Origin of the sequence: Psychroflexus sp. MES1-P1E (assembly GCF_002836055.1) — a bacterium.
GTDB lineage: Bacteria > Bacteroidota > Bacteroidia > Flavobacteriales > Flavobacteriaceae > Psychroflexus.
Window position 1 is genome coordinate 1 of the sequence record NZ_PJBS01000248.1, and the last position, 2,257, is coordinate 2,257.

At 31.8% G+C, this 2,257-nt stretch carries 2 protein-coding genes; one reads left to right on the forward strand and one right to left on the reverse strand.

What is annotated here, in order from left to right; translation table 11 throughout:
• Window positions 1-1,045: 1,045 nt before the first annotated feature.
• Window positions 1,046-1,858 carry a class I SAM-dependent methyltransferase gene (locus CXF67_RS09415; protein ID WP_102088530.1) on the reverse strand — a complete coding sequence of 271 codons (813 nt, stop codon included), beginning with the start codon at window positions 1,856-1,858 and terminating at the stop codon, window positions 1,046-1,048.
• A 262-nt stretch (window positions 1,859-2,120) separates the two neighbouring features.
• Between CXF67_RS09415 and CXF67_RS09420 the strand changes: the two genes are divergently transcribed.
• Window positions 2,121-2,257 (forward strand): DUF4372 domain-containing protein (locus CXF67_RS09420; RefSeq protein WP_257984644.1); only part of this gene is annotated, 137 nt, incomplete at its 3' end.

Genomic DNA, 2,257 nt, shown 5'->3' on the forward strand with positions numbered 1-2,257 from the left:
AAGACATATTTATATTAAAATAGCGCTATTTTTTAAGTAAAAATTCATTGTAACCACTCGAACAGACATTTCTAATATGCTTTTATTGTCAAGTTTTTAAAGCTATAAAAAAGCTGATATTAAGTTGTTTTGTCTCATCGAGTATTTCGACGTTTTTTGACGGCATATATCGAGATGTGTCTTGTTATTTGAAGCGTTATCGATACAACTTCAATGATTTTTCAATCAAAAATTCATTGAAACCACTCGGACTGACATTTCTAATATGCTATTATCATCAAGTTTTAAATCTATGATTTCGAAATAAACTGTTTTTTTCGCCTGCTTTTATCAAAAACAATTACCGTAACTAAGGCTATGCTAATTATTTTCAACTTCAAACAATAAAAAAACCTGTGCTAAGCTGTGTCATAGTATAATTCAATTTATTTATACGGCATTATATGTTTAATTTGGTATTAAAGAAATATGTAAATTGATATGTTCACTTCTCTGGATCTATAAATATAACTTCTCTATCTTAGGTGATTAGATTCTTTCTCACTGAATTTTCCCATTTGATTTAAAGAAGTGTTCTAAGATTATATAGATATGAGACCTTCCGTGTACAGGGATATTTTCAATTGTGTAGCCACAAAATACTTACAGTATTACTTGAATTGGTCTTTATTAAAATCAAGAACTCAACCCGTAAAATATCAACACTTACAGGTAATGCCTTTGCTTCAAATAGCACATGCTGAGGGTGAACAAAAACTATTGAATATGCTGATTAGGACTCAGCTTAATCCAATAACCAAAATAGTGAATTTCGTTAAAAATAAATCAGAAGGAAATTGAAAGTAATTAATTACCTCTACAATTTTTAATTTCCTCTTGGGTGAGCCAAGTATCGTGAAGATATTAAGTGTTTATAGTGTGGATCGACATCCGCAAAACATTTCAATGCCCAAACATCCAAAGTCTCTAGTGCCAAAGCAGCAGTGAGCGTATTTCTTTTTTAAGCTTTTCTGTTTCCATAAACTCAATATATATACTAGCTGGTTTAAACTAGAGCCTTTTTCTTCAATATCCATCTATCTTGAGGTAGGTAGCCTTTATTTTTAGGTGAAATAACAATTTTGTCAAGTATATCAACATCTTCAAACACTAATTTTAAAAATGGGTCTGGATGGAATGCAGAATATGTTCTATGCCCTTCTTTTACGTTTCCTTTTACGATTAGTTCCCCTTGGTCGAACTTTTTTCTTTCTTCCCCTGTTAGTTTTGGTCTGAAATTTTCTCCCTGAGTTGTTATAAGTATGACCCCGCCTGTTTTTAAGACTCTTTTTAATTCATTAAACCAGTTAAAGTGCATTTCTTTTGATAGATGGGTGAAAATTGATATTCCATAAATGGCATCAAATGTGTTATCTTCATAAGGAAGTATTGCTTCCAAATTATTATGATTAAAGGTTACCTTCTGAATATTATTTTTGCACCACTGTATAGACTCTTTATTATAATCTGTACCATAAAAACTAGATTGGTCATTAGAAATATCAGGCATATGCCTAATTAGTCTTCCAGGACCACACCCCCAATCTAAAATTTTTCCTCCAGACAGATTTATGTGTTTCCCTAATAGTTTAAAAATCCATTCAGCAGTTGTTTTACCTCCAAAGTAATATTTGGAGTAATCAATTTGAAAGGATTCATACATTAAGTAATCAGGCGGGAGTGAAATTTCTGGATTATCTTTTTTGAATTTTTCATTCAGTTTTTTATTTTTATTTCTCTCTACTAGGTACCTCAATTTATCAAGAGGATAGAGAAGTCTATACTGTCGAAGAGTATTTGATATTTGTCCTTTGTTCATTCCTTTTGTATTCAAGGTTCTAAAGCAAAACTTATTGCTAATTTAAGTGAGTACAATTTACTTTTTTCTTTTTAAATACCTAACCGAGTTTAAAGCTAAAGCTTCAATAGCAATAGCGTCCCAAACGTTTAAAAAAGAGAAGGAAATTTTTGTTCCTCAAAGTTTACCTTTGGGGTGCACCACAAAAACCCTTCTCTGATAATAAATATAACGTTGTTTTCTCAAATAATCTCAAAATTAGATACATCAAAATTTAAAAAAACTGGTCAAGTCGCACCAAAGTGACAAGCATCAAAAAGGGTTTGACAGTTGGTCGCACCTAGTCTCAATGCTATTCTGCCAGTTTACCAAAAGTCAATCCCTGAGGGACATAAGCAACGGCCTGCGCTCTGCAACCGT